This is a genomic window from Sinimarinibacterium flocculans (genome assembly GCF_003201205.1).
GTDB classification, from domain to species: Bacteria; Pseudomonadota; Gammaproteobacteria; order Nevskiales; family Nevskiaceae; genus Solimonas; species Solimonas flocculans.
The window spans coordinates 94956-116783 of the sequence record NZ_QICN01000008.1; the positions used below are offsets into that span (position 1 = coordinate 94956).

At 69.0% G+C, this 21828-nt stretch carries 15 protein-coding genes and 2 riboswitches; of the genes, 10 read left to right on the forward strand and 5 right to left on the reverse strand.

The window, feature by feature from the left end; all coding sequences use genetic code 11:
* Nucleotides 1-85 precede the first annotated feature (85 nt).
* The 5 genes from C8D93_RS14280 (at nt 86) to C8D93_RS14300 (ending at nt 6505) form a co-directional block, all read left to right on the forward strand.
* Nucleotides 86-2104 (forward strand): bifunctional metallophosphatase/5'-nucleotidase, encoded by a 2019-nt coding sequence (locus C8D93_RS14280; RefSeq protein WP_110265888.1) that lies wholly within the window; start codon nt 86-88, stop codon nt 2102-2104.
* 108 nt (nt 2105-2212) lie between these two features.
* Complete coding sequence (locus tag C8D93_RS14285) at nt 2213-2755, forward strand: UPF0149 family protein (protein ID WP_170124038.1); 543 nt, start codon at nt 2213-2215, stop codon at nt 2753-2755.
* A gap of 5 nt (nt 2756-2760) precedes the next feature.
* Nucleotides 2761-4092, forward strand: coding sequence for a Xaa-Pro aminopeptidase (gene pepP, locus C8D93_RS14290; RefSeq protein WP_110265890.1), 1332 nt, complete (start codon nt 2761-2763; stop codon nt 4090-4092).
* Between the two features lie 44 nt (nt 4093-4136).
* A complete protein-coding gene (gene ubiH, locus C8D93_RS14295; protein WP_245903912.1) occupies nt 4137-5342 on the forward strand; it encodes a 2-octaprenyl-6-methoxyphenyl hydroxylase in 1206 nt (401 codons plus the stop codon).
* On the forward strand, nt 5339-6505 hold the full coding sequence (locus C8D93_RS14300) for an FAD-dependent monooxygenase (RefSeq protein WP_211307359.1): 1167 nt from the start codon (nt 5339-5341) through the stop codon (nt 6503-6505). The genes ubiH and C8D93_RS14300 overlap by 4 nt, the downstream gene beginning before the upstream one ends.
* A 177-nt stretch (nt 6506-6682) precedes the next feature.
* On the opposite strand, the gene C8D93_RS14305 is transcribed toward C8D93_RS14300, so the two are convergent.
* From C8D93_RS14305 to C8D93_RS14320, 4 genes are read right to left on the reverse strand one after another with little or no spacing between them, the layout of a single operon-like run.
* Nucleotides 6683-7873: a glycosyltransferase gene (locus C8D93_RS14305; protein WP_110265892.1), complete on the reverse strand. Its 1191-nt coding sequence runs from the start codon at nt 7871-7873 to the stop codon at nt 6683-6685.
* Nucleotides 7874-7892: 19 nt separating this feature from the next.
* A complete protein-coding gene (locus C8D93_RS14310) occupies nt 7893-8720 on the reverse strand; it encodes a FecR family protein (protein WP_170124039.1) in 828 nt (275 codons plus the stop codon).
* A 10-nt stretch (nt 8721-8730) separates the two neighbouring features.
* Entirely contained in the window at nt 8731-13752 is a 5022-nt protein-coding gene (locus C8D93_RS14315; protein ID WP_170124040.1) for a two-partner secretion domain-containing protein, read from the reverse strand.
* A gap of 10 nt (nt 13753-13762) precedes the next feature.
* Nucleotides 13763-15397 (reverse strand): ShlB/FhaC/HecB family hemolysin secretion/activation protein, encoded by a 1635-nt coding sequence (locus C8D93_RS14320; protein ID WP_110265895.1) that lies wholly within the window; start codon nt 15395-15397, stop codon nt 13763-13765.
* Between the two features lie 183 nt (nt 15398-15580).
* Nucleotides 15581-15676, forward strand: a riboswitch (glycine riboswitch).
* A 107-nt stretch (nt 15677-15783) separates the two neighbouring features.
* Nucleotides 15784-15873, forward strand: a riboswitch (glycine riboswitch).
* A gap of 131 nt (nt 15874-16004) precedes the next feature.
* Between C8D93_RS14320 and gcvT the strand changes: the two genes are divergently transcribed.
* From gcvT to gcvPB, 4 genes are read left to right on the forward strand one after another with little or no spacing between them, the layout of a single operon-like run.
* Nucleotides 16005-17087 carry a glycine cleavage system aminomethyltransferase GcvT gene (gene gcvT, locus C8D93_RS14325; protein ID WP_110265896.1) on the forward strand — a complete coding sequence of 361 codons (1083 nt, stop codon included), beginning with the start codon at nt 16005-16007 and terminating at the stop codon, nt 17085-17087.
* A gap of 21 nt (nt 17088-17108) precedes the next feature.
* On the forward strand, nt 17109-17498 hold the full coding sequence (gene gcvH / locus C8D93_RS14330; protein ID WP_110265897.1) for a glycine cleavage system protein GcvH: 390 nt from the start codon (nt 17109-17111) through the stop codon (nt 17496-17498).
* 17 nt (nt 17499-17515) lie between these two features.
* Nucleotides 17516-18874, forward strand: coding sequence for an aminomethyl-transferring glycine dehydrogenase subunit GcvPA (gcvPA, locus tag C8D93_RS14335; protein ID WP_110265898.1), 1359 nt, complete (start codon nt 17516-17518; stop codon nt 18872-18874).
* A gap of 8 nt (nt 18875-18882) precedes the next feature.
* The gene (gene gcvPB / locus C8D93_RS14340; RefSeq protein ID WP_110265899.1) at nt 18883-20364 is read left to right on the forward strand and encodes an aminomethyl-transferring glycine dehydrogenase subunit GcvPB; all 1482 of its coding nucleotides are present in this window, start codon (nt 18883-18885) and stop codon (nt 20362-20364) included.
* Nucleotides 20365-20465: 101 nt separating this feature from the next.
* Here gcvPB and C8D93_RS14345 read toward each other — a convergent pair whose 3' ends face one another.
* Nucleotides 20466-20666 (reverse strand): hypothetical protein, encoded by a 201-nt coding sequence (locus tag C8D93_RS14345; RefSeq protein WP_110265900.1) that lies wholly within the window; start codon nt 20664-20666, stop codon nt 20466-20468.
* Nucleotides 20667-20890: 224 nt separating this feature from the next.
* Between C8D93_RS14345 and C8D93_RS14350 the strand changes: the two genes are divergently transcribed.
* Entirely contained in the window at nt 20891-21823 is a 933-nt protein-coding gene (locus C8D93_RS14350) for a carbohydrate kinase family protein (RefSeq protein ID WP_110265901.1), read from the forward strand.
* Nucleotides 21824-21828: the final 5 nt, after the last annotated feature.

A 21828-nucleotide genomic window follows, 5' to 3' on the forward strand; every position in this document is an offset into this window, starting at 1 on the left:
GGCGCCGCTCCCGTTTCATGCCGCTGAAACAGCCACGCCATAAGGTCCGGTCGCAATTCCCGACTGTCCTCACGGAGTGTCTGCGATGTCCAACCCGTTCCGCTGGCTGGCTGCCGGCCTGGTCTGTCTTCCGCTGATGCTCGCCGGCTGCGACGGTGACGACGGCGCCGCCGGTGCGCCGGGACCCGCCGGTCCGCAGGGCCCGGAAGGTCCGGCCGGCGAGGCGCCCGCGACGCCGCTGAAGCTGACGATCCTGCACATCAACGACCACCACTCGCACCTGCTCGAGGAAAGCTTCGACTTCGACGTCAGTGCCCTGGAGCTCGGTCAGGCGGCCAACGGCGACGGTGATCCGATCACCGAGGTGGAGGTGTCGTACGGCGGCATGCCGCGGCTGGTCGAGCTGTTCGGCCGGCTCGAGGCCAACCGCGACAACGTCCTGAAGATCCACGCCGGCGATGCGATCACCGGCACGCTGTTCTACACGCTGTACGAAGGCACGGCGGACGCGCAGCTCATGAACCTGGTCTGCTTCGACGTGTTCGAACTCGGCAACCACGAGTTCGACAGCGGCGATGCCGGGCTCGCGTTCTTCCTCGATGAACTCGCCTCGGGGATCTGCGAAACCGACGTACTCGGCGCCAACGTCGTGCCGGGCGAGAACTCGCCGCTCGCCGCCAGGGACTACATCAAGCCCTACGTGATCAGGGACGTCGGCGGGCAGAAGGTCGGCCTGATTGGCATCGACATCGCGCAGAAGACCCAGGTGTCCTCGCGCCCGGACCCGGGCACGGTGCTGCTCGACGAACTCGAGACCGCGCAGGCCAACATCGATCTCCTCACGGCCGAGGGCATCGACAAGATCATCCTGGTCACGCACCAGGGCTACCTGGCGGACATCGCGCTGGCCGAGGCGCTGACCGGCGTCGACGTCATCGTCGGCGGCGACTCGCACACCCTGCTCGGTGGCGAGGGGCTGGAGCAGCTCGGCTTCGCGCCCGAGGGCGACTATCCGACCATCGTGCAGAACGCCGACGGCGACGACGTCTGCATCGTGCAGGCCTGGGAGTATGCGCATGTGCTCGGCGAGCTCAATGTCGAGTTCGACGAGGACGGCGTCGTGACGTCCTGCGCCGGCGTGCCCTATCTGCCGACCGGCACGCGCTTCAACTACGAGTTCGATCCCGACACCGCGGTGGACGGTGACGAGCAGACGCGCACGCTGACGGTCGCCGATGCCGACGGCTTCCTGATCGGGCAGGCGCTCGACGCCTTCCGCGAAGTCGTGCTGGTCGACGAGGATCCGTTTGCCCGCGAGCTTCTCGCCGGCTTCGGTGCGCAGGTGGACGTGCTGACGCAGCAGGTCATCGGCTCCGCCGCCGAGAACCTCTGCCTGGCCCGCTTCCCGGGCGACACGCGCGGCCAGCCGCTGTGCACGCCGGCTGATACCTACGAGAAGGGCTCGGACATCTCCAACGTGGTCGCCGAGGCCTTCATGTCGGTGACGCCGACGGCGGACATCGGCTTCCAGAACGGTGGCGGCGTTCGCATCAACGTTCCCGCCGGCGACGTCACCATCGCCGACGTGTACACGCTGCTGCCGTTCTCGAACACGCTGGTAGTGCTGACGCTGAGCGGCCAGGAGATCGTCGATTCGCTCGAAGAGGGCCTGTCCAACGTGATCGAGGCCGGCGGCTCCGACGGGGCCTATCCGTACGCGTCCGGCCTGCGCTACGAAGTGGACATGTCGAAGGCGGCCGGCAGCCGCATCTCCAGCGTGGAGATCAACCGTCGCCTCGGCGAGACCTGGCAGCCGATCGACCTCGATGCCGACTACACGGTCGTCACCAACGACTTCCTCGCGGCCAGCGGCGGCGACGGTTACCAGACCTTCAAGCTCGCGTTCGACGAAGGGCGGGTCGAGGACACGCAGACCGAGTACGCGCAGGGCTTCGTCGACTATCTGCAGCAGCTCACCGGCAACGGCGGCGCGCTGACCAAGCCGGACGACGCCGAGTACAGCACGCAGAACTACGTCGACATCGACGGCTGCGACCACGGCGCCAGCCCGGATTGCGGCCTGCCGCGGACGCCCAGCCCCTGAGCGGGCGGCGCGCAGCACGCACGAGGGGGCCGGTCAGGCCCCCTCGTCGTTTCCGGGGCGGTCGGTCGCGGGCAGTCGCGGACTTATAATCCGCCGATGAGCACCCCGATGGATTACGACGCCCTCAGCGACACGCTGGCCGCACTCGGCGAACCCGAGGCAGCGGCCGAGTACCACGGCGCCCTGTGCGGCGCCTTGTGCGTGCTGGAACCCGAGAAGATCGACCTGCTGCATCTGGTCGAGTCCGATCGTGCGCTGCCGGCGAGCGTCCGCCCGGCGCTGGAGCGCCTGCGCGCCGACACGCTCGCGGCGCTGACCGACGAGGCGATGAGCTTCCAGCCGCTGCTGCCCGACGACTCGGTGGCGCTGGTCCCGCGTGCCACGGCGCTCGCATCCTGGTGCAGCGGGTTCCTGTTCGGGCTCGCGAGCCGGCGGCTGGATCTGGAGCGGTGCTCGGAAGAGGCGCGCGAGATCGTCGGCGATCTCACCGAGTTGACCCGTGCCGCAGTCGGCGACGAGGCCGATGCGAACATTGAGGAAGGCGCCTACGCCGAACTGGTCGAGTACGTGCGCGTCGGCGCGCAGCTGGTCTTCATGGAGATGCATCCGCGGCCGACGCTCGACCCCACCGACTCGCAACACCTGCACTGATTGACATGACCGGATTCGCCCAGAAGGAATTCGTCGCGCGGCGCACGCAGCTGATGCGGCTGATCGGCAACGACGGCATCGCCATCGTGCCGGCGGCGCACGAGGTCGTGCGGTCGCGCGACACGCACTACCGCTTCCGCCAGGACAGCGACTTCGCCTACCTCACCGGCTTTCCCGAGCCGGACGCCATCGCCGTGCTGGCACCGGGACGCAAGGACGGCGGACGCAAGGCCGAGTACCTGCTGTTCGTACGCAGCCGCGACCCGGAGCGCGAAATCTGGGACGGGCGCCGTGCCGGCCCCGAGGGCGCCGTGCGCGACCATGGCGCGCACGAGGCCTATCCGATCGAGGAGTTCGAGGCGCAGCTGCCGGCGCTGCTCGGCGGCCGCACCCACCTGCACTACACCCTGGGCGAGCATCCGCAGCTCGATACGCGGATCAATGCCTGCGTGCGCGAGATCCGCGAGGTTTCGCGCCGCGGTGCCGCGGCGCCGGTGGCCGTGACCGCGCTCGAGACCACGCTTCACGAGATGCGGCTGCACAAGTCGGCGGCCGAACTCGATGTCATGGCGAGCGCCTGCGCGATCAGTGCCGAGGCGCACTGCATCGCGATGCGGACCGCGCGTCCCGGGCTCTATGAATGGCAGGTCGGCGCCGAGCTGCATCACCATCTCGCGCGTCACGACATGGAGCCGGGCTACGGCAGCATCGTCGGCGGCGGCGAGAACGCCTGCATCCTGCACTACACCGAGAACGATGCCGAGCTGCGCGACGGCGATCTGCTGCTGATCGATGCCGGCGGCGAGCTGCGCGGCTACACGGCGGACATCACGCGCACCTTCCCGGTCAACGGCCGGTTCAGCGCCGCCCAGCAGGCCGTCTACGAGGTCGTGCTCGAGGCCAATCGCCAGGCGATCCGCACGCTCAAGCCGGGTACGCCATCGTCGCGTCCGCACGAGGTCGCCACGAGGGTCCTGACCGAGGGCATGGTCGAACTGGGACTGCTCAAGGGCAAGCCGGCAGACCTGATTCGCGAGGGCCGGCACCGGCAGTTCTACATGCACGGCACCGGGCACTGGCTGGGCATGGACGTGCATGACGTCGGACGCTACCGACTGGACGGCAAGCCGAGGCCCTTCGAGCCCGGCATGGTCATGACTGTCGAGCCCGGGCTGTACATCCCACCCGGAACGCGCGGCGTGCCGCAGAAGTACTGGGGCATCGGCGTGCGCATCGAGGACGATGTCGTCGTCACCGCGGACGGTCCGCGCGTGCTCACCGACGGTGTGCCGCGAACGGTGCGCGAGATCGAGGCGCTGATGGCGGGCAGGGCCTAGAAACGTGTCACGACGATCTGGCGGCGGGCTGGACCGGAGTGCGCGTGGCTGACACCGCGATGGTCGATGTCGCGATCGTTGGCGGTGGCCTGGTCGGCGCCAGCGTCGCATTGGGCCTGGCGGGTTCGCGTCTGCGCGTCGCGCTCATCGAACCGGCGCCACTGGACGCCAGGCCGCCGCAGTGGGACGAACGCTGCATCGCGATCAACCATGCGAGCGTGCGGGTGCTGCAGGGTCTCGGTGTCTGGCCGCAGCTTGCGCTGCAGGCGGCGCCGATCCTGTCCACGCACGTTTCCGAGCGTGGGCGCTTCGGTGTGGCGCGCTTCTCGGCGGCAGAGTCCGGGCTCGATGCGCTGGGCTACAACCTGCCGGTGCGGCAGCTGGGCGAGGTGCTCTGGCAGCGCGCCGCGCAGGCGCCGGTGCAGGTGGTCGCGCCGATGCGCCTGACCGGCGCGAGCCCCGGCGACGACCACGTCGGCCTGACGCTCGCCGATGGCCGGCGCATGACGGCACGCCTGCTGGTCGCCGCGGACGGCGCGCAGTCACCGGTCCGCGGCTGGATGGGCGTCGGTGCGCAAACGCACGACTATCGCCAGTCGGCGATCGTCACGGCCGTCCGCTGCAGCCGCCCGCATCGCGGCTGCGCCTACGAGCGCTTCACCCCCGAGGGCCCGATCGCGCTCTTGCCCAAACCCTGGGCGCAGGAGGACCGGCTGTGCTCGCTGATCTGGACCACACCGTCGCCGCTCGTCGCCGATCGCATGCAAACGGATGACGCGCGCTTCCTGTCGCAGGCGCAGGAGGTGTTCGGCGGACGGCTGGGCCGTTTCGAGCAGCTCGGCCGGCGACAGGCGCATCCGTTGCAGCGCGTCGTCGGCAGCAGCCTGACCGCGGCGCGCACCGTGTTTGTCGGCAACGCCGCGCAGGCGCTGCATCCGGTGGCAGCCCAGGGCTTCAATCTCGGCCTGCGCGATGCCGCGACGCTGACGGAGCTGCTCGCCACAGCCGACGATCCCGGCGATGCCGCGCTGCTGCGCGCCTACGGGCAGCGCCGCGAAGCCGATCGCAGGAGGATGGCCGGCTTCACGGATGGCGTGGTACGCCTGTTCTCCAACCGGGTGCCGGGCCTGAGCGGCCTGCGCCATCTGGGGCTGCTGGCGCTCGATCTGGTGCCGGGACTCCACGAGACGGTGCTGTGGCAGAACCTGGGATACGCCGGCCACAGCCCGCAGGCCGCGCGCGAACCGTGACGCCCGCCGTCGACTGCGACGTTGCCATCGTCGGTGCCGGCCCTGCCGGCGCTGCCGTTGCCGTTGGCCTGCATCGCGCTGGCCTGCGCGTCCGCCTGCTCGATCGCGAACCCGTGCGCCCGCTGCCAGGCGACTATGACGCCCGGGTCTATGCGCTCTCGCCGGCCAGCGTGGATCTGCTCGATGTCCTCGGTGTCTGGCCGGCCGTGTCGGGCGTGCGCGCGAGTCCCTACACGCACATGCAGGTCTGGGAGAACGAGCCGGCACAGTCCCTGCACTTCGATGCCGCCGACGCCCGGCGCCCGCTGCTCGGCCACATCGTCGAGCATGGCGTGCTCGTGCAGGCCCTGCTGGCGGCACTGCCACCGGCACTGTTGCAGGTCCCTGCCGAGGTGACGGGATGTCGCATCGATGCCGACGCCGCGGTGCTCGAACTCGGCGACGGCAGTCGTCTGCGTGCGCGGCTGGTGGTTGCGGCCGACGGCCCGCAATCGGCCCTGCGCGGGATGCTCGGCGTGGACCTGTTGCGCAGCGACTACGACCAGACCGCGGTGGTCTGTCACGTGAGCACGGAGCGGCCACACCAGCAGGCGGCGTACCAGCGCTTCCTCGACACCGGCCCGCTGGCCCTGCTGCCGCTGGCCGACGGACGCAGCTCGCTGGTCTGGTCCACGACCGAGGCGGCCGCATTGCTGGCGATGGACGAGACGGCGTTCTGCGCGACGCTGGCCGCGGCGTCGCAGCATGTTCTGGGTGGCGTGCTGGCGTGTTCGCCGCGGCGCAGTTTCCCGCTGCAACTGCAGCAGGCAGAGCGCTACGCCGGCGAACGCTTCGCCCTCGCGGGGGATGCCGCGCACGTGGTCCATCCTTTGGCCGGCCAGGGGCTGAACCTCGGGTTCGGCGACGCCCGGGTGCTGGTCGAGACCCTGACGGCGGCGCGCGAGGCGCGTCGCGATCCGGGCAGCGCGCGTGTGCTCGGCCGGTACCAGCGCGCGCGCCTGGCGGCGACGCACGAAATGATGGCGATCACCGATGGCCTGTATCGCGCCTGGCGCCTGCAGCTGCCCGGCTGGCGCTGGCTGCGGCAGCGCGGGCTGCAGTCGGTCAACGCCCTCGCGCCGTTGCGCCAGGCGCTGGTGCGACGCGCCTGCGATCTGTCCTAGGAGCCGGGGCGGCAGAAACGCGCGCGGCGCCGGCTTCGCCATTTCGGCCATCTTCCGCGGCCTCTCGGCCAATAGTCCGCAGCTGTTGGCCTCGCATCAACGCGAAACCTGTCTCGAAATGGGTTTGCCTCGCTTGCGCTGTGCCTACCGCCCAGACTCCTAGCGGGCAAGGCGGTCTCAGGCCCGGCCGGCCGCCAGCGCCAGATCGAGCAGCGTCGTGGCGATGCCCGCGCGCGGCGCAGCGTCGGCGTGACGGGCGGCAAAGGCGCGGGCGGCGTCGGCGTGGCCGGACGATTCGAGCAGCGCCAGCAGGCGGTCCGCACTGTCAGCGGCCGGGCGCTCCGGCAGCACGATGCCGGCGCCGAGTGCGCGCAGGCGTTCGCCGGTCATCAGGTGGTCGGGGTTCTGGGCGATCAAGGCCATCGGCTTGCCGGCCAGCAGCGCCTCGCAGACGAGGTTGTGCGAGCCGTAGCCGATCACGGCGTCGCAGTCGGCGATGGCCTGCGCGAAGTCGACCGGCCCATCGGCGACCGCGAGCGACGGCGGCAGCGGTCCGGTGCTGACGGCCGGGCCGCTGAATCGCAGCAGCGCACAGACCGGCAGCCGGGCCAGGATATCCAGCCAGCCGCGCGTGCCGTCGTTCACCGGCAGCGATGCGAACAGGCGTGGACGTCGCGGCGATGCAGGCCATCGCGGCGGCGTGCCGTAGCTTGTGAGCGGCAGGCCGAGGCGACGCAGCGGCTCGCGACGCGGGTAAGGGTCGAGCTCGGGATAGGTCAGCAGCGCGGTCGGCAGCGGCGCGAAGAGCTCGGCCATCGCAGGCAAGGCCGGCGCGCCCAGCTGATGCAGCGCCGCGTTGGTCGTCGCCAGGACCCTCTGCTCGTTCGCGGCGAGCCGGGGGTCATCCTCGGCGATGTCCGGGCGAAACGCGGGCCATGGCGTGCGCGCCGGCGGAATCGAGAAGCCGGTGCCGTAGTGCAGCACCGGGATGCCGGCGGTGCGCGCGGCGAGCACCGCCGTGGGGCTGTGCCGGGCCAGCAATCGCTCGATGCCGAAGGCCTGGAACAGGGCGCGCCAGGCCTGCAGTCGGGCGACGAGGGATTGCGGATCGGCGAACCCGCGGTTGTGCAGCAGCGTGGCATAACTGGTCTGCACGCGGACCGGCGGTATGCGTGAGGCGGTGGCGACGGGCGCCTGCACCACGGTCAGCGCCGGGAGATCCGCGAGCAGGGGTGCGCTGGCGTGCAGGTCGCGGACGATGGCGACGCAGCGGTGGCCCTGGCGCATCGCCGCGAGGACGATCTGGCGCATCACGGCGGCGTAGCCGCTGGCGGCGCCGAGTTCCCAGCTCAGGCCGAGGCAGGCCATGTCGACGCGCCGTCGCGACTCAGGCGTCGCAGAGTTCGGTCGGGTCGGGGATCGGATTGAGCTTGAGGAAGCCCGGGGGTTGCGGCAGCAGGATCTGCGTGCCGTCGGTCAGGGTCAGCAGGAACTGGCCGGGGCCGACCTCGACCTCGCGGCCGTCGATGTTGGCCGTGACGACCCGACCGCTGATGACGCCGACGACGATACCGCCGAGGGCCGACAGGCCTTCGGGCAGCGGCATGTCGCACAGGGTTGCGGTGTTCTCGGGGCAGCCGGGCAGCAGGCTGGCGAGAATGACCGGGTCGCTGGCGCAGGCCGCATCGCAGATGATGGCGAGATAGTCGGTGCCGCGGATGCCGATCGTCGCGACCGGCGTGCTGATGCGGTACTCGGCCGGGTCCGAGCGTCCGATCAATCCGGTGACGGCACGAAAGCCGCCCTTGAGCAGCCGGAAGAAGGCCTGCCCACGTCCGGCTGGCGCTGGCGTCGCCGCAATCGCCTCGCCGTTGGCCGCAGGGGCGGTCGTCGCGCTCGGCGCGTCCGCCGCAGCAGGTTCGTCGGGGGCGCGGTAGGCCTCGATCTCGAAGCGTGTATTCGGCCGAATCAGGACGAAACTGCCGTCGGTGAACTTGAGATTGACGTAGGTGTTGGGCCCCGCGGAGACGATGTCGCCGGAGTAGACCGGGTCGCCTTTTTCCAGTGCCCGCAGGTCCAGCGTCGCCTGGTTCGAGGCCTGGGCCTGGCCGGTGACCAGCGCGACCTCGCCGGCCGGCACCGTCGCGGCCTCGGCGCGAGCGAGTCCCGCCACCAGCAGTGCCAGGGTCATTGCGCGACGCAGGATCGGTCCCATCGCGCGGTCCTCAGAGCTGGTTGCAGGAGAGTTCGCCGAGTTCATACGACGTCTCCAGGATATCGATGCGATCGGCGGTCTCGCCGTTCTCGTCCACCGGCTTCTTCGGTGGATCCTTCGGTTGCGTGGCGAGATTGAGGACCGTGTCGATCTCGTCGACCTCCTCCTGCGACGGCGTCGGCAGCGGTGTCGGCGTGGGAGCCGGGGTCGGCGTCGCTGTCGGCAGCGGTGTCGGTGTAGGCGCCGGGGTCGGCGTTGCGGTCGGCAGCGGCGTCGGCGTGGGAGCCGGGGTCGGCGTCGCGGTCGGCAGCGGTGTCGGCGTGGGAGCCGGGGTCGGTGTCGCGGTCGGCAGCGGCGTCGGCGTGGGCGCCGGGGTTGGTGTCGCGGTCGGCAGCGGCGTCGGCGTGGGTGCCGGGGTTGCGGTCGGCAGCGGCGTCGGCGTGGGCGCCGGGGTCGGGGTTGCGGTCGGCAGCGGTGTCGGCGTGGGCGCCGGGGTCGGTGTCGCGGTCGGCAGCGGCGTCGGTGTGGGCGCCGGGGTCGGTGTCGCGGTTGGCGACGGCGTCGGTGTGGCCGTTGGCGTCGGAGTCGGGGTCGCCGTTGGCGTTGGCGTTGGCGTTGGCGTTGGCGTTGGCGTTGGCGTTGGCGTTGGCGTTGGCGTTGGCGTAGGTGTCGGCGTGGGCTCCAGGACGTTGCCGCCGAGCACGATCACTTCGCCGGTCGTGCTCACGTTGTCGAGGTTGGCGATGTCGCCACCGGTGAGCAGCACGTAGTTCGCCGAACCCAGATCCTTCTCGACCGTGTCGAGTCCCGGTGCCAGATCGATCGTGCCGGCGAAACCGGTGCCGCCGAGAAGATAGGTGAGCACGTCCGTCGTCAGGGCACCGCCGAGTGCCGCGAGCAACAGCGGGTCACTGTCGCCGTAAGGGCGGAAGTTGAAAGCCTGCAGCGGGCTGCCGATGCTGCCGGCCGATGCCGCAGGGGCCTGGATGAACAGGTATCCGCCCTCGATCGTCAGGCTGCCGAGTTGTACGGCATTCGGCGAGACGAAGCTGGCGTTGGCGATCGAGGGCAGCGGCGAGGGCAGCGGATTGGCGCGAGCATCACCCGGGAAATTGTTGGCCGCGTCGACGAAGTCCGGGTCCTGCCCCCGAATGGCGCTGCCGCTGCCGATCTCCAGGTTCGCGCGGGACAGGTCGATGGTGTTGGCGAAGACGTCGATCGCGCCGCTGCGGATCTGCGTATCGGCAGCATTGGCGACGACGGCGCCGCCGGCAAAGATCTCGATGGTCGTGGCATCGGTCCCCGGCGGGCCGATCAGTGCGCGGTCGATCAGGACATCACCCTCGAAGCTGTCGATGATCAAGGCCGTCGACGGCGGGTCGGACTCGGCGTCGACGTTGACCTCGAGGTCCAGCCCCTGACCGACGCCGGCGCCGCGGATATCGTTCTGCGCGGCGAGCGCCAGGAGGGTCTGGTAGCCCAGGCCGGTTCCGCCGACACGCACCGGTCCGACCGCGATGTTGCCGCCACCGGCGAAGAACTGCTCTCCGCTCTCGTCGAAGAAGTTCGCGGTGTTGCCGATCTCGATACTGGCGGTGCCGCCGCTGCCGGTGAAGCCGCCGTCGTCGAGCGTCACGTCGATGGAGCCGATGGTGACGTCGCCGCCGGTGGCATTGGCGTCGTAGTAGGCGTTGCCGATGGCCGCGACCCCTGCATTGAGATAGCCGATGCCGACGGTGTCGATCGCGATGGAGGTCAGCGCGCCCGCCGAGATGCCGTCGCGGGCATAGAGCTCGATGCAGGCGCTGGAGTAGAAGTTGCAGTACTCGCTGCCCTTGTCGGCACTCTCGTACTCGCCGTAGTCGGAGGTCCAGGTGGCGCTGACGTTCTGCACATTCAGTGCGCCGCCGCGTGCTTCCAGCAGCACGGCGCCGTTGCTCGCCGTGACGTCGAGCAGCGTCAGGTCGCCAAGCCCGCTGTAGATCTTGATGCTGCCGGCCATGAGGGCCTGCAGCGGAATGTCGAGACTCATGGCGGCATAGATGCCCAGCGGCCCCATGAGATCCGGCAGCAGGTTGGCGATGCTGATGCCGCCGCCACCGGCATACAGGTCGAGCTGCTGCGTGGCGGCCAGGGTCGAGAAGCTCAGGTCTCCGACCTCGCTGCTGACCGACAGGTAGTCGGCTGCCAGCGTCGCAGCCGGCAGCCCGACCTGGCCCTGTGCGGCGATGTCGAGCGTGCCGAGCATCGGCGTGCTGTATCCGGAGAGCAGGATGTCGCCGCCGCCGCTGTAACTGTCGCTGCCGGTCTCCGCGTCGTAGGCGTATGCCGCCAAGTTCTGCAGATAGGCATAGAGTTCGACGTAGGCCGGCGAGAAGCCGTTGTCCGCGAAGACGATGTCCACGTCGCCGAGGTCGACGGCGCCACCGGCGCCGATGGGCGAGCCGGAGGCGAAGGCGCTGCCGTTGACGTCGAGCCCGGCGGTCAGGAACTGGTCGGGCGCATCGGCCTGCAGCAGCAGGTTGACGGAAGTCGTCTGGACGCCGTCGCGGGCATAGAGCAGCACGCCCTGGTTGCAGTAGTAGTAGCAGCCGCCGTAGGGACTTGAGTCGCCGGTCAGGGTGGCGCTGAAGTTGCCGCCGATGATGCGTCCGCCAAAGGCAACGACCTCGATGCTGCCGTCCAGGCTCGTGAGGTCGGAGAGGACCAGATCGCCGGCGCCGCTGTAGATCTGCAGGGTCTGTGCCGTCAAGGACGGGGCACTCGACAGCGGCAGGCCGCCATCGACGAAGCTCAGGGTGCCGCCGGCGTCCACGCGCAGGAAATCGAGCGTGGTGGTCTGCAGGCCGATCTCGACGTCCGCCGAACCCGGTAGCGGCTGTCCGGTACCGGCATCGGTGAGCGCCGTCGACATCAGCGTCACCGCAGCGTTTGTCCCCATCGTGATCGAGGGCAGCCGGATGTCGCCCCCGGCGAAAGTGCCGACGTCCAGCTCGCTGTAGGTCTCGAGACCGCTGGCGACGACACGCACGTCGGCGGCTTCGACGTCGCCGTCGGCCTGGATCTGCAGGGTGGCGATGGCGTCCTCGGTGCCGCTCAGCTTGCCGCCGGGGGATGCGCCGGCCTCGAGCAGGCCGACGGCCGGCAGGGCATTCGCCTCGACCGTGACGCCGTTGACGATGGTCACGGCGCCGCCACTGCGGCGACCGTCCGCGGAGTAGGGCCCGCCCGTCGGCGTGCTGTCGATCCGTGCCTGGCTGTTGGCGCTCACACCGTTGAAGCTGCCGGCCTCGGTCGAGACGCTGATGCGGTCGATGGTGATGTCGCGCGAGGCGCCCGGGTCCGGCGCCGACTCGTCGACCGGCACGTTGTTGGCCATCACGTAGACGCTGGCGTAGAGCGCGTCGCCGTCAAATTCCGCCGTGTCGCTGGCCTGCAGGTGTCCGGCGGTGACGCCGTCGTGCGCGATCAGCTCGATCTGCGTCGCACTCACGTCGCCCACGCGGATGTCGCCGCCCGACAGCACGCTCACGGTACCGCTGTCGCCGGCGTTGAGTGTCGCCGCAACGTCGACGTCGCCGCTGGTGCGGTTGTCCAGGCGGATGTCGCCGTCGATGTTGAAGACGTCGTCGGCACCGAGGATGTAGATGCCGGGCGCATTCGGTTCGCCGGGAACCGGCTCGACGCAGTCGGGATTGCAGCCGGCGATCACCTGGAGGCTGCCGCCATAGTCCGGACTGGCGCCAAAGCCGTTCAGCTCGTTGTCGGCGATGTCTTCGAAGGTGACCGAGTTCTCGCCCTGGATCGTGATCGTCGAGCCGAAGGCGTTCTGCAGCATCGCCTCGAGCGTGCTGTAGGTGAGATTGCCGCCGCCGTAGTCCTCGCTGACGACGAAGTCGTAGGGATCGATCAGCAGCGCACCGCCGCGACCGAGGTCCACCGTGTCCTGGATCAGCACGTCGTGACCCGAGAGCTCGGCGAAGCCGCCGAGTCCGCCCGGTCCGTCGCCCGCGACGCTGATGCCGGCGCCCTGCGCGTACACCAGGCGATCGCCGGCAACCGCGGTGACCTCGCCGCCATTGCGCCCGCGCGCCGCGGCGAGTGATCCGCTTGCGATCTCGATGCTTGCATCCGACCGCAGGCCGATCGTGCCGCCGTCGGATGCGGCGCTCGAGGCGTCGAGCGTGCCGTGCTGTTCGAGGTTGCCGCCGTTGGCTACCAGCCAGATCTCGCCGCCGCGTTCCTCGACCGCGTCGGCGCGGACGACGCCGCGGTTGTTGACGACGGTGCCGAGCAGATCACGCGCCACCTGAGCATGCATCACGACGGCGCCGCCGCGCGCGACGATCTCGCCGAGGTTCTCGATGCCGGCTGCGTCCGACGCCGCCGCGGCATCGACGGTGTAGGACACCAGGCCCTCGGCATCGGTGTGCAGCGTCAGGCGACTGCCGGCCGCGAGCACGACGTCGCCCGCCGGTGCCTCGATCGTGCCGCTGTTGTGGATATGGTCGGCCGACAGTACGACGAAGCCGCCGTCGCCGCTGCGGATCTCGCCTTCGTTGCGGATGCCGGCGGTGCTGTCGCCGGCGAAGACGTAGCGGCCCTCGGCAAAGTCGCGGTCGCTGATGTCCTGCGTGCTGGTCATCAGCGCCCCGACGTCGACGCGCGCCCCCGCGCCGAACAGGATGCCCTGCGGGTTGATCAGGAACACGCGCCCGTTGGCCGTCAGGTCGCCTAGAATCTCCGACGGCAGCTGACCGATGACGCGGTTGAGCACGGCCGCTGACGCCGACGGCTGATTGAACACGACGTACTCGTTGGCGCCGATCGAGAAGCTCTGCCAGTTGATGATGGCGGCGTCGGACTGCTGGTCGATGACCAGCGCGCCCGGGTCCGGGCTCGTCAGGTTGACCTGGCCGTGGACGATCTCGGCGCCGCTCGGTCCGCCGCTGGCGGCCGCCGGCGCCAGCAGGCTCGCCAGCGCGGCACGGCGCAAGGCCAGGGCAATCGGCGTCAGGCGTGGCGTGGTCATGACGGGCTCCTCAGAAGCTGGCGGCGAGCGAGCCGAACAGGCGGCCGGAGTCGCGGCCGTCGCTGGCCTCGCGGCTGCCGAGCGGGTAGGCCCAGTCGACGCGCAGCGACAGGGGGTTGCGCGTGATGTCGAAACCGAGTCCGGCACTCGACAGCGAGCCGGCATCTGGCGCGTCGACCGAGAAGGCCTCGCCGCCGTCGAAGAACAGCCGGCTGCGCAAGGCCACGCCGGACACGGCACTCAGGTGCTGAAGGCTGACGCTGCCGAAATAGCCGTAGTCACCGCGCACTTCGGCGCTCGGGAAGCCGCGCACGCTGCCCGGTCCGCCCAGCGAGAACTTCTCGGTGTCAGCCAGCGGGTCGGGTGACCAGGTGCCCGCAGCCCGCACATAGAGCTGCAGGCTGCGCGCGAGCGGCATCAGGTGCTGCACGTCCAGATCCCACTTCAGGCGCTGGTTGCCCTCGACTTCGCCGTCGGCGAAGTCTTCAATCGACAGCGAGTCGAAATTCGATGACACGGAGCTGCCTACCTGCGTCACGGCGGCGTTGTCGTGCGTACGAGTGTAGGCAAGCCCCGCGCGCAGCAGTGTGATCGAGGTCTGGTTGAAGATCAGGCCGCTGAAATCGGCATTGGACAGCGTGCGGGTGGCACCGACCGAGAGCATCAGCCGCTGGCGGGCGTCCAGCAGCAGCGGGTGTTCCACGGTGAGCTCGCCGTTGCGGCTGCGACCGCCCACCGGCGAGCCGTCGATTTCGAACTCGGCGTGGCTGTAGCCGATGCGCACGCGCGTGCCGCGGTAATTCAGAGGTACCGAGTACAGCACGGACCCGTAGCGCGTCAGTGCCTCCTCGGACACGAGGCCGGTGAGCTGCAGCTGATCCTCGACCCGCAGCGGGTTGTTGAGTGTCGCCGAGGCAGTCAGGCGGATCTCGCCGACGCTTTCCCGGCCGAAGTTGTCGAGGGTCAGGCCGCCCTCGATCGGGCGTTCGTCGAGGCTCACCAGCACGTCGCTGTCACCCGGCGCCGCGCCGGGTCGTATCGTGGCCCGGGCCTCGAGTCCGGGGAGCGCGCTGAGGGCACGCAATCCCTGCTGCAGGGAATCGGCGCGATAGATCTCGCGGGGCCGGAAAGCACCGAGATAACGGCGGACATGCTCCGGCTGGTAGCGTTCGGCACCTTCGATCTGCACGCTGGCGACGCGGCCTTCCGACACCTGCAGCAGCACCACGCCGTCGCTGACCTTCTGCGGCGGCAGGTTGACCGTTGCCAGCGTGTAGCCGCGCTCGCTGTAGAAGGCGGCGATGCGATCCGCCGCCTCGTACAGCTCGCCCAGCGTCACGCGGCGGCCGAGGTAATCCTTGAGCTGCGCCGACAGGTGTTGCTCAGAGAACAGGGCATGGCCGGTGAACTCGAACCGCTGCACGACGAGCGTGCCTTCGCCCGGCGCCAGCACCGGCACGACGCGGGGTTGCTGGGGTGCTGAAATGGCGGGTTCCGAGGACTGTGGCGTCGCCAGCCCGGGCGAGGGCTCCAGCGTATTGCCCAGTTCGCCAGGCGCTACCGTCTGCGCGTGTACGACCATGCAGGCCGACAACCCGAAGGCCGCCGCGACCGTCTGCCTGAGCTCCCTTCGAGACCTGCGCATCTGTTTCCCCTGGCGATCGGCTGACCCTGCGCAACCGACGGAAAGCCCGGGCACTATAGCTCAGCGTTTCGAAAGGGATCGCGACAGCCATCACGTCCGCGCCCTAGCCCGGTGCCGGTCTGGCGCGAGCCCGGGACGTGCCGACAGGCCGGTCGAGCGGAACCCCATCTGGTAAAGTAGGTTGGAAGCATCGCGCGAGAGACCACCTTCAGTGGTGGCGCCGAAGGCGCAAACCGCCCGGAATCGCTCAGGGTGAGCCGGGGCCTTCGTGAAGCAAAGCTTCACGCCGGCGAACGCCCGGCCATGGATGGCCGGGCCGGGGCTGGATCGAAGCGGTGAAGTCGCGCCAAGGACGGCCGGGGTAAACTAAAGCTGTAGTCGTTAAACGAAGCATCGCGCGAGAGACCACCTTCAGTGGTGGCGCCGAAGGCGCAAACCGCCCGGAATCGCTCAGGCAAACGGAGCGCGATGTCGCAGCAAAACTCTGGAGAGCGTCCGCGCTTGCGCGGACCACCGACGAGGCAGAGGCGGTCCGCCGCTTTCGAACTTTCAGGTTCCCGGACAGAGGGGCGGTTCGTACCGAAGTCACTTCCATCGGCAGAACCGCATGCTCAAGCACACCGCGCTGCACCCCGAACACGTCCGCCTCGGTGCCCGGCTGGTCGATTTCGCCGGTTGGGACATGCCGATCCAGTACGCTTCCCAGCTCGACGAGCATCACGCCGTGCGCCTGAGCGCCGGCATGTTCGACGTGGCGCACATGTCCGCCGTCGACCTGCACGGCGCCCGGGTGCGTGAGTTCCTGCGTCGCCTGCTGGCCAACGACGTGGCCAAGCTGACAGTCGGCGGCAAGGCCCTCTACACCTGCATGCTGCGCGACGACGGCGGCGTGATGGACGACCTGATCGTGTATTTCATCGACGAGTCGTGGTTCCGGCTCGTCGTCAACGCCGGCACGACGGACAAGGACCTGGCCTGGATCCGCCGGCATGCCGCGGATTTCGGCGTCGATGTCCATCATCGCGACGATCTGGGCATCCTGGCGGTGCAGGGACCCGAGGCGCGGGCAAAGGTCGAGCCGCTGCTGCCGGCCGCGCTGCGCGCAGCGGCCGGGACACTGGAGAACTTCCAGGCTGCCGTCGATGGCGACGTTTTCGTTGCGCGCACCGGCTACACCGGCGAGGACGGTTTCGAGCTGATGCTCCCGCACGCCGCCCTGATCGCGCTGTGGAAACAGTTGCTGGACGCCGGCGTGAAGCCCTGCGGGCTGGGCGCGCGCGACACCCTGCGTCTCGAGGCCGGCATGAACCTGTACGGCCAGGACATGGATGAATCCACGCACCCGCTCGAATCCGGGCTGGGCTGGACCGTGGCTTGGACACCGGAGGATCGCGATTTCATCGGCCGTACGGCGATCGCGCCGCTGCGTGGCGCGTCGCCGCGCAAGCTGGTCGGGCTGGTGATCGAGGGGCGCGGCATCGCCCGTGCACACATGAAGCTGCGCTTTGCCAACGGCGCTGCCGGCGAGACCACCAGCGGCGGCTTCGCGCCGACGATGAAGCAATCCATTGCGTTGGCCCGCGTCGACGCGACGGCGGAGGGCGCCTGCGAGATCGAGATCCGTGGTCAGTGGGTGGCGGCGCGGGTGGTGAAGCCGCCGTTCGTGCGCCACGGCAAGGTTCTGGTTTGAAATTTCAGGGAGCAGATAGAGATGAGCAAGGTTCCGGCTGAACTGAAGTACGTGAAGTCCCACGAGTGGCTGCGCGTCGAATCCGACGGCACGGTCACGATCGGCATCACCGACCACGCACAGGCGGCGCTGGGCGACCTGGTGTTCGTCGAGGTGCCGGCGGTGGGGCGCACCCTCGCGGCCAACGAGGCCTGCGCGGTCGTCGAATCGGTGAAGGCGGCGTCGGACGTCTACGCGCCGGTGGCCGGCGAAGTCGTCGCCGCCAACGAGGCGCTGGGCACCGGGCCCGAAATCCTCAACACCGATCCCTATGGCGACGGCTGGATGTGGAAGATGAAGCCGGCCGGCGACGCCGATCTCGGCGCGCTGCTCGATGCCGCGGGCTACGAAGCCTATCTGAAGACGCTCTGAGCCGACTGGATTTCCCCATGCCGTTCATTCCCCATACCGAGGCCGACGTCAAAGGCATGCTCGGTGCCATCGGCGCGTCGAGCATCGACGCGCTGTTCGACGAGATCCCGGCGGCCTTGCGCTGCGGGCCGCTGAAGCACGTGCCCGAGGGCCTGCCGGAGATGCAGGTCTCGCGGCTGATGTCGGAGCGTGCGGCGCTCGACGGCGGCGCGCTGAACTTCATCGGCGCCGGCGCCTACGAGCATCACATCCCGGCGGCGGTCTGGGAGATCACCACGCGCGGCGAGTTCTACTCGGCCTATACGCCGTACCAGGCCGAGGCGAGCCAGGGCACGTTGCAGGTGCTCTACGAGTACCAGACGATGATGACGGCGCTGACCGGCATGGAGGTGTCCAACGCCTCGATGTACGACGGCGCCTCGGCACTCGGAGAGGCGCTGCTGATGGCGCTGCGCGCGAACCGCAAGAACGGCTCCGGCCGCGTGCTGATGCCGCGCACGGTGCATCCGTACTACCTCGATGTCGTCCGCGCAACGACGCCGGCACAGGGCATTGCCGTCGAGTATCTCGACTATTGCCCGCAGCGCGGGGTCACGCTGGCCGATGCGCTGACGGCACATGAAGGCAGCGCACCGACCGCGGTCGTCATCCAGCAGCCGAACTTCTTCGGCCAGCTCGAGGATGTCGATGCGATCACCGACTGGGCGCAGGCCCAGGGTGCGCTCGTCGTCGCCGTCGTCAATCCGGTGTCGCTGGCGCTGCTCAAGCCACCGGGCGAGTGGGGCGCGCAGGGCGCCGACATCGTCTGCGGCGACGGCCAGCCGCTGGGCTCGCCGCTGTCCTCGGGCGGGCCGTACTTCGGCTTCATGACCACGAAGATGGCCTATGTGCGCGAGATGCCGGGCCGCATCGTCGGGCGCACCGTCGACCTCGACGGCAAGCCGGGCTTCACGCTGACGCTGCAGGCGCGCGAGCAGCACATCCGCCGCGCCAAGGCCAAGTCCAACATCTGCACCAACCAGGGCCTGCTGGTGACGGCGGCAACGATCCACATGTCGCTGCTGGGCCCCGAGGGGCTTGAGCAGGTCGCGTCGGCGAGCATGGCCAACACGCGCACGCTGGTCGAGGCGTTGACCTCGATTCCGGGCGTGACCCGAGCATTCGAAGGGGCGGGCTTCCACGAGGCCGTGATCCGGCTGCCGCAGCCGGTGGCGCCGCTGCTGGAGCGGCTGTCGCAGCGCGAGATCTTCGGCGGCTTTGATCTCTCGGCGCATCACCCGCAGCTTGGCAACGCCCTGCTGGTCTGCGCGACCGAGACCAAGACCGGCGCCGATATCGAGACCTACCGGCGCACGCTCGCCGAGCTGCTGGCCTGAGAACGCCCATGACCCCAGAAACGACCGAAAAGCTGATTTTCGAAGTCTCGCGTCCGGGCCGTGTGGCCCATGCGCAGACGCCGGGCACTGCCGTCGACGCCTCGGCGATCCCCGAGTCGCTGCGTCGCAAGGCGCGTCCCGGGTTGCCCGAAGTCTCCGAGATGCAGGCGGTGCGCCACTTCACGCGCCTGTCGCAGAAGAACTTCTCCATCGACACGCACTTCTACCCGCTGGGTTCGTGCACGATGAAGTACAACCCGCGTGCCTGTAACCGGCTGGCGATGCTGCCGGGCTTCCTCGGCCGCCATCCCTTGGCGCCGGAGTCGCATTCGCAGGGCTTTCTCGCCTGCATGTACGAGCTGCAGGAAATCCTCAAGGACGTCACCGGCATGGCCGGCGTGTCGCTGACGCCGATGGCCGGCGCGCAGGGCGAGTTCGCCGGCGTGGCGATGATCCAGGCCTACCACCGGTCGCGCAACGATCACGCCCGCACCGAGATCCTGGTGCCCGACGCGGCGCACGGCACCAATCCGGCAACGGCGGCGATGCTCGGCTGCACGGTGCGCGAGATCCCGACCAATGCCGAGGGCGACGTCGATGTCGAGGCGCTCAAGGCGGCGGTCGGGCCACAGACGGCCGGCATCATGCTGACCAACCCGTCGACCTTCGGCGTGTTCGAGCGGCGCATCAAGGAGATCGCTGGCATCGTCCACGAGGCGGGCGGTCTGCTGTACTACGACGGCGCCAATCTCAACGCCATTCTCGGCAAGGTGCGGCCCGGCGACATGGGCTTCGACGTCATCCACATGAACCTGCACAAGACCTTCTCGACGCCGCACGGCGGCGGCGGGCCGGGCGCCGGTGCGGTGGGCGTATCGGAGCGGCTCAAGCCGTTCATGCCGATCCCGGTGGTCGGCAAGCGCGGCGACGCCTATCGCTGGCTGGATGAAAAGGATCTGCCGCAGAGCATCGGCCGCCTGTCGGCGTGGATGGGCAATGCCGGCGTGCTGCTGCGCGCCTACATCTATGCCCGGCTGCTGGGCCGCGACGGCATGCACCGCGTCGGCGAGTTCGCGACGCTCAATGCCAACTACCTCGCCGCGCGGCTGCGCGAGAAGGGCTTCGACCTTGCCTTTCCCCGGCGCCGCGCCAGCCACGAATTCATCATCACGCTGAAGAAGCAGAAGGCCGAGCTGCAGCTCACGGCGACCGATGTCGCCAAGCGCCTGCTCGACTACGGCTTCCATGCGCCGACGATTTACTTTCCCTTAACGGTCCCTGAATGCCTGCTCATCGAGCCGACGGAGACCGAGGACCGCGAAACCCTCGACGCCTTCGTCGATGCGCTGGCGGCGATCTGGGACGAGGCGCGGCAGGACATCGGCCGGGTCAAGGGCGCGCCGTACACCATGCCGGTGCGCCGGCTCGATGATGTGAGGGCTGCGCGGCAACTCGATCTCCGCTTCCAGCCGGTGGCGCAGGCGTCCTGAGGCGCAACGCAAAGAGGCCCGCGACGGGCGGGCCTCCTTTGCACAGGCTCTTTGAGGCAGGCACGGGCGCGCGGCGGCGCCCCGGCGCATGAGCGGCGGGCTTACGCCGCCTTCGGCAGCGAGGGGCGTTCTTCGACGAGCGCCACCGGCTGGCGGCGAGCGGACGGGTTCATCAGGCTGTCGTTGGCCGCACGATGCTGGCGCTGAAACTTCAGCTCGTCGTGCGCGATCAGTCCGAGAAGGGCAAAGGCCAGTACGGCGGTGCTGACGACAATGAAGCTTACAAGCGGTAGGACGGACATGGTCAGACTCCGGTTTCACGGCATGCCGCGGTCATGCGGCTTACCGGTCTGACCTCAATGTAAGGGCATTGTTGCGTCGCAACAAATGAGTATTTTTGGTCTATAAGATAGAAAAACTAAATAGATCGCTCCGGAGCGACCGGCGATGAGCCGCCGCTACGCGACCGTTCCACTATGCTGACGGCTTTGGCGCATGTTCACCTACGACGACTACTGGAAACTCAATGTCTGCTCTCATCTGCGGCTCGCTGGCCTTCGACACGATCATGGTTTTCCCCGGGCGCTTCAAGAACGAGATCCTCCCGGACAAGGTGCACATCCTGAACGTCTCGTTTCTCGTTCCGCAGCTGCGTCGTGAATTCGGCGGCACGGCCGGCAACATCGCCTACAACCTCAAGCTGCTGGGTGGCCAGCCCTTGCCGATGGGGACGGTGGGCAAGGACTTCGATCAGTACGGCGACTGGCTGGACCGGCACGAGATTCCGCGGGACTTCATCAAGGTGATCGGCGAGGCCTACACCGCCCAGGCCTACATCACGACCGACCTCGACGACAACCAGATCACGGCGTTCCACCCCGGCGCGATGAATCACGCGCACGAACAGGACGTTCCGGCACAGGGCGTGACGATCGGCACGGTGTCGCCGGACGGGCGCGACGGCATGATCAGGCACGCGCAGCAGTTTGCCGAAGCCGGCATCCCCTTCATCTTCGATCCGGGCCAGGGGCTGCCGATGTTCAACGGCGAGGATCTGCGGGCGTTCGTCGAGCAGGCGAACTATGTCGCCGTCAACGACTACGAGGCCGAGATGCTGATGGATCGCACAGGCTGGACGCTCAAGGACATCGCCTCGCGCGTCGACGCGCTGATCGTGACCCATGGCGGCAAGGGCTCGCACATCCACGCCAAGGGCAAGGTGTACGAGATTCCATGCGCGAAGGCGGATTCGCTGACCGACCCGACGGGTTGCGGCGATGCCTTCCGCGCCGGGCTGCTCCACGGCCTGTCGCAGGGCATGGACTGGGACACGACCGGCCGGATCGCCTCGCTGATGGGGGCCTACAACATCGAGCGCCCGGGTACGCAGAATCACCGGTTCACGCTCGAGCAGTTCCGCACGCGGTTCCGCAAGGAGTTCCGGTACGACTTCGCCTGAGCGCG